Source organism: Streptomyces sp. NPDC037389 (assembly GCF_040636475.1).
In the GTDB taxonomy this organism is placed as follows: Bacteria; Actinomycetota; Actinomycetes; order Streptomycetales; family Streptomycetaceae; genus Streptomyces; species Streptomyces hesseae.
The window spans coordinates 1-5,916 of record NZ_JBEZUS010000033.1; the positions used below are offsets into that span (position 1 = coordinate 1).

5 protein-coding genes are annotated in these 5,916 nt (G+C 70.9%); 3 read left to right on the top strand and 2 right to left on the bottom strand.

The features are described from left to right. Positions 1-379 precede the first annotated feature (379 nt). Entirely contained in the window at positions 380-1,384 is a 1,005-nt protein-coding gene (trpS, locus tag AB0E98_RS33380; RefSeq protein WP_361710217.1) for a tryptophan--tRNA ligase, read from the top strand. 19 nt (positions 1,385-1,403) lie between these two features. On the opposite strand, the gene AB0E98_RS33385 is transcribed toward trpS, so the two are convergent. Next, complete coding sequence (locus AB0E98_RS33385; RefSeq protein WP_361710220.1) at positions 1,404-2,384, bottom strand: helix-turn-helix domain-containing protein; 981 nt, start codon at positions 2,382-2,384, stop codon at positions 1,404-1,406. 117 nt (positions 2,385-2,501) lie between these two features. Here AB0E98_RS33385 and AB0E98_RS33390 point away from each other — a divergent pair, with 117 nt between their 5' ends. Beyond that, a complete protein-coding gene (locus tag AB0E98_RS33390) occupies positions 2,502-3,092 on the top strand; it encodes a cysteine hydrolase family protein (RefSeq protein ID WP_361710222.1) in 591 nt (196 codons plus the stop codon). A 34-nt stretch (positions 3,093-3,126) separates the two neighbouring features. On the opposite strand, the gene proC is transcribed toward AB0E98_RS33390, so the two are convergent. Further along, positions 3,127-3,936: a pyrroline-5-carboxylate reductase gene (gene proC, locus AB0E98_RS33395; protein ID WP_361710225.1), complete on the bottom strand. Its 810-nt coding sequence runs from the start codon at positions 3,934-3,936 to the stop codon at positions 3,127-3,129. 327 nt (positions 3,937-4,263) lie between these two features. Between proC and AB0E98_RS33400 the strand changes: the two genes are divergently transcribed. After that, entirely contained in the window at positions 4,264-5,814 is a 1,551-nt protein-coding gene (locus AB0E98_RS33400; RefSeq protein WP_361710227.1) for a SulP family inorganic anion transporter, read from the top strand. Positions 5,815-5,916: the final 102 nt, after the last annotated feature.

The window sequence follows — 5,916 nt, forward strand, 5'->3', positions numbered from 1 at the left end:
GCGGCGCCTAATCGGCGCCCGATCCGAATTTCGGACACGCCGAAATTCATCCCGTTCAAGGGTCATGCAAAGAGGTGATCGCCGCCGATGCGGCTAGAGGTGCCGCCTCGTCGTCCTTGCGGACTCCGTGGCAACTCGAAGGACTCTACACGAGCCTGTAACCATCATCAAACCGGTGGCGCAAGTGGGTTTGGCGGGCGTACGGTCGCCGCATGACGAAGCATGCCTGCACCCAGCAGTGGTGGGCCGCCTGACGGCGGCCCGACCGCGCGCGTAGCGCGCATGCATCCAACGGCCGCCGCCTCGGCGGCCGTTTTTGCTGTCTGTGGCGGTGGTCCCGATCCTCCGGACTCTCCGGACCCAAGGAGCCACGACACCCATGACGACCCGGATCTTCAGCGGCATCAAGCCCACCGGCCACCTCACCCTCGGCAACTACCTCGGGGCCCTGCGCCAGTGGGTCACCGTCGACCAGCACCGGGCCGACGCCCTCTTCTGTGTCGTCGATCTGCACGCCCTCACCGTCGATCACGACCCGGCGCGCGTCCGCCGGCTCAGTCGGCAGGTGGCGACCCTGTTCCTCGCCGCCGGGCTGGACCCCGCTCTCTGCACCCTCTTCGTACAGAGCCACGTCGACGAGCACACACGGCTCTCGTACGTCCTCGAGTGCACGGCGAGCGACGGGGAGATGCGGCGGATGATCCAGTACAAGGAGAAATCCGCGAAGGAACGGGCCACCGGAGGCAGCGTTCGGCTGTCGCTCCTCACCTACCCCGTGCTGATGGCGGCGGACATCCTCGCCTACGGGGCCGACGAGGTACCGGTGGGGGACGACCAGGCGCAGCACGTCGAGCTCACCCGCGACCTGGCCGTGCGGTTCAACCAGCGGTACGGGCACACGTTCACTGTGCCGAAGGCCGTGCTCCCAACCGTGGCCGCACGTGTCATGGACCTCCAGGACCCCACCTCCAAGATGGGGAAGTCGCATGCGGACACGTCCGGCATCGTCTATCTGCTCGACGAGCCGGATGTCGCGCGCCGGAAAGTCATGCGTGCGGTGACCGACAGCGGGAGCGAGGTCGTCCACGACCGGGAGGCGCAGCCCGGCATCGCGAATCTGCTGGAGATCCTGGCGGCGTGCACAGGTGACGGCGGTCCGGCGGAGCTGGCCGCGCGCTACAGCTCGTACGGGGCGTTGAAGAAGGACACGGCCGAGGCCGTCGTCGAGACGCTGCGGCCGATCCGGGAGCGGCATGCGCGGCTGTGCGCCGACCCCGGGTATGTCGACGAGGTGCTGAGGGCCGGTGCCGAGCGGGCGCGGGGGCTGGCGCGGCCGACGGTCGACGCCGCGTACGAGGCCATCGGCCTGCTGCCCGCGAGGTGACCGAGGGGACCGGCCCGTCTCACCCCGCCGCGCGGAAGGACCTGCGGTAGTCGCGCGGGCTGGTGGCGAGGCGGGCGGCGAAGTGCTGGCGCATGGTGACCTCGCTGCCGAAGCCGCAGCGGCGGGCGACCTCGGGCATGGGCAGGTCCGTGCGTTCCAGGAGCTGCTGTGCCGCGGCGACGCGCTGGTCGAGGAGCCACTGGATCGGGGTCGTCCCCGTGGTGGCGGTGAAGTGGCGGGCGAAGGAGCGCGGTGACATGCCGGCCCAGCGCGCCAGGTCGGCGACGGTGAGCGGTTCGGGCAGCCGACGGAGCGCTCGTTCCCGTACGGCCGCGAGGGTGTCCGAGGCCTCGCGGCCGGCGGCCGTCAGCGCGGGGTGCTCGATGAACTGGGCCTGGGTGCCCGTGCGGAAGGGGGCGGTGACCATCGAGCGGGCGATGCCGGCTGCTGCCTCGGCGCCGTGGGCGCTGCGGACCAGGTGGAGGCAGAGGTCGATCCCCGCGGCGACGCCGGCCGCCGTCCAGATGCCGTCGTCCTCGACGAAGAGGGCGTCCGGCACGACCTCGATGTCCGGGTGGGTGGCGGACAGCAGAGTGGTGAGGTTCCAGTGGGTGACCGCGCGCCGTCCGTCGAGGAGCCCGGCCTGGGCGAGCACGAAGGCACCCCCGCACAGCGCGGCGACGGGAACGCCCGCCCGGTGCGCGGCGCGCAGTGCGTCCAGTACGGGCTCGGCCACCGGGGCCAGGTGGTCGTCGACGCCGGGTACGACGACGAGGTCGGCGGTGGCCGTCCAGTCCAGGGCCTGGTCGGGGGTGAGGGTGAGGCCGCCCGGCATCCGCACGGGCGCGCGGTCCGGTGCGCAGCGGCGGAGTTCGAAGGGCGGGGCGCCGCGCCCGGTGCGGTCGACGCCCCAGACCTCGGCGATGACGGCGACGTCGAAGGCCCGTATGCCGGGAAAGGCGACGAGGGCGATGCGCTGAGCTGTGCCGTTGGGTTGCATGACGGTCATGGTGCACCGGTCGCCACCTCTGGCCTTCCGGCACTGATCCCCTGCTGGCACTAATCCATCGAACAGGGTCTCTTCCGCCACTGTCGGCTGCTGTGCCGCGCCAACAGGATGGTGGGCATGGAGATCACCGAGGTCACTCAGAACACCGCGCTCATCGTCATCGACGTACAGAAGGCCTGGCACGACCCGGTCTTCCCGCCCCGGGACAACCCCGCCGCGGAGGGCAATATCGCCGCGCTCGTCGACGCCTGGCAGGAGGCGGGCCGGCCCGTCGTCTTCGTACGGCACGACTCGCCCGAGGCGGATTCCCCGCTCCGTCCCGGGCAGGAGGGGAACGACTTCCAGGACTTCGTCGAGGAGCGCCGGGGCCGGGGCACCGGTCCGGAGCTGCTGCTCACCAAGACCGTGAATTCCGCCTTCATCGGTACGCCGGATCTGCGGAGCTGGCTGGACGCGGCGGGGATACGGCAGATCGTCGTCGCGGGCATCATGACGAACTGGTGCGTGGAGACGACCGCCCGGATGGGCGGCAATCTCGGCTACGACGTGATCGTGCCGCTCGACGCCACGCACACGTTCGACGCCGTCGGCCCCGACGGGCGGGTCCTCACGGCCGCCGAGCTGGCGCGGGCGACGGCGACCAATCTGCACGCGGGCGGTTTCGCGAAGGTCGTGTCCACGGCGGCACTGCTGGGCTGACAGCGGACGGCGGCCGGGGCGGACTCAGCCGCTGTCAGATGTGGCCGGAGCCCAGTTCGCGGCTGCGGTCGCGGGCGGCCTCCAGGGCGGCGATCAGGGCGGCGCGTACGCCGTGCTTCTCCAGCTCGCGGATCGCGCTGATGGTCGTACCGGCGGGGGAGGTCACCGCCTCGCGGAGCTTCACCGGGTGCTCGCCGCTGTCGCGAAGCATGACCGCGGCGCCGATGGCGGCCTGGACGATCAGGTCGTGGGCCTTGTCCCGGGGCAGGCCGAGCAGGATGCCGGCGTCGGTCATCGCTTCGACGAGGTAGTAGAAGTACGCCGGGCCGGAGCCGGAGAGGGCCGTCGCCGCGTCCTGCTGCGACTCGGGGACGCGGAGCGTCTTGCCGACCGGCTTGAAGATCGCCTCGGTGCGGAGGAGGTGGTCCTCGGTGGCGTGGGAGCCCCCGGAGATGACGGACATGCCCTCGTCGACGAGGACGGGGGTGTTCGGCATGACGCGTACGACGGGGACGCCGGCCGGCAGCCGCTCCTCGAAGAAGGCGGAGGGCACGCCGGCCGCGGCGCTGATGACGAGGCGGTCGGCGGGCAGGTGCGGGGAGAGCTCCTCAAGGAGGGTGCTCATGTCCTGCGGCTTGACGGCCAGGATCAGGGTGTCGGCGGCCTTGGCGGCCTCGATGTTGCTGACCACCTCGACGCCGTAGCGGGCGCGGAGCGCCTCGGCGCGCTCGGCGCGGCGGGCCGTGCACATCAGGTCGTCCGTGGACCAGCCCGCGCGGATCATCCCGCTGAGGAGGGCCTCGCCGATCTTTCCGGTGCCGAGGACGGCGACTCTCTGCTGCACGGGGGCTCACCTCTTCGTTCCGCTGGGCTCGCTTCATCCTCCCACCTCGGTCGCCCCAGGGGCGCCCGGAAGCGGTAGCTCCCCTTTCTCGACACCGCGTTTACATCGTGGTTACAAATCAACTCACGGATCCGCACCACGACTTGGCCAAAATATGGTCGAGTGATTAACAGCCCGGCGCCGCAGGGACGACGGCGTCGGCGCCGCCTGTCGCCGCGCTCTCCCGCGGCGCGGCACCTGATGCCCATCGGCCCCTTACTCCACCTGTCTGGCAACGATCCTCATCGCATCGCTGCGCGCGCTTCGAGCGCGCTGGAGGCAAACCTCATGCAGAAGACTCTCTTCCGCCGTGTCCGCACCGCCGTCGACCGCGTTGGCCTTCTCGCCAACCTCCGGGCCGACTTCGCCGCGTCGCTGGTCGTCTTCCTCATAGCCGTGCCGCTCTCCGTGGGCATCGCCGTCGCGTCCGGTGTCCCCGTGGAGCTGGGCCTCGTGACCGGCATAGTCGGCGGCTTGCTCACGGGTCTGCTGCCGGGCAGCAGCATGCAGGTCAGCGGCCCGGCGGCCGGCCTGACGGTGCTGGTCTACGAGGCCGTACGGGAGTACGGGCTCAGCGCGCTCGGCGCACTCGTCCTCACCGCCGGGCTGCTTCAGGTGGCAATGGGCCTGCTGAAACTGGGCCGTTGGTTCCGGGCCATCTCCGTCGCGGTGGTGCAGGGAATGCTCGCGGGTATCGGCGTCGTCCTGATCGCCGGGCAGCTGTACGCGCTCGCCGACGCGGACGCGCCGGCCGGAGCGCTCGAGAAGCTCGGCGGCCTGGTCACCCTGCTCACCGACACCCTCGCCTCGGCCGACTCGCTCGCCGCGGTCGCGGTCGGCGTCGGCACGGTGGCTGTGCTGGTGCTGTGGCCACGCTGGCAGTGGGGCGCACGCCTCGTCCCCGCACCTCTGGCCGCGGTCGCACTCGCCACGACGGCGGTCGGACTGCTCCGACTGCCCGTCGACCGGGTCCAGGTACGCGGTCTCTTCGACGCTATTCAGCCACCCTGGAGTGGCGACTTCGCGCGCTTGACCGAGTTCGGGGTCCTGGGGACAGTGCTCGCCTTCGCCCTCATCGCCTCGGCCGAAACCCTCTTCAGCGCCGCCGCCGTCGACCGGCTCCACGACGGCCCGCGAACGGACTACAACAAGGAACTCATCGCCCAAGGCGCCGGCAACACCGTCTGCGGCGTGCTCGGCGCCCTCCCCATGACCGCGGTGATCGTCCGCAGCTCCGCCAATGTGTACGCGGGCGCCAGGACGAAGGCCTCCCGCGTCCTGCACGGCGTATGGCTGCTGGTCTTCGCGACGCTGCTGCCCTGGGTCCTGGAACTCATCCCGGTCGCGGCACTCGCGGGGGTGCTCGTCCACGCGGGCTGGAAGCTCCTGCCAGGCCGTGAACTGGGCCCGCTCTGGCGGGACCACCGCGGCGAAGTCGCGGTCCTGGTGACGACCACCGTCGCCATCGTCGTGACCAACCTCTTCGAGGGCGTGGTCGTCGGCCTGCTGCTGGCCATCGTGAAGGCGGCCTGGGAAACCTCCCACGTCCACATCGAAACCACGACGACGCGGGACGGCCGGGTACGGGCACGGGTGCTCGGCAACGCCAACTTCCTACGGCTGCCCAGGCTCCTGGACGAACTCGACGCCCTCCACCGAGCCGGCCACGACGTCGAGCTGGACCTCACCGGGCTCCGGCACATGGACCGAGCCGTGCACACCGCGCTCTGCGGCTGGGCGGAACGGCACGGCTCGCTGCGGGACGGCGATGCGAACGGCAACGGGAACGGGAACGGGAACGGCGACGGTGAGGCCACGGGGCGAGTGGTCGCGGTGTAAGCGCGTATTTGGCCGTAAACGCAAGAAAGCCCTGGCAGGTATCCCCTGCCAGGGCTTTCTCCAAAAGAAGTTCGGCGGCGTCCTACTCTCCCACAGGGTCCC

Coding starts and splice junctions, on each gene's coding strand:
- trpS (WP_361710217.1), top strand. CDS start 380: ATGACGACCCGGATCTTCAGCGGCATCAAGCCCACCGGCCACCTCACC.
- AB0E98_RS33385 (WP_361710220.1), bottom strand. CDS start 2,384: ATGCAACCCAACGGCACAGCTCAGCGCATCGCCCTCGTCGCCTTTCCC.
- AB0E98_RS33390 (WP_361710222.1), top strand. CDS start 2,502: ATGGTGGGCATGGAGATCACCGAGGTCACTCAGAACACCGCGCTCATC.
- AB0E98_RS33400 (WP_361710227.1), top strand. CDS start 4,264: ATGCAGAAGACTCTCTTCCGCCGTGTCCGCACCGCCGTCGACCGCGTT.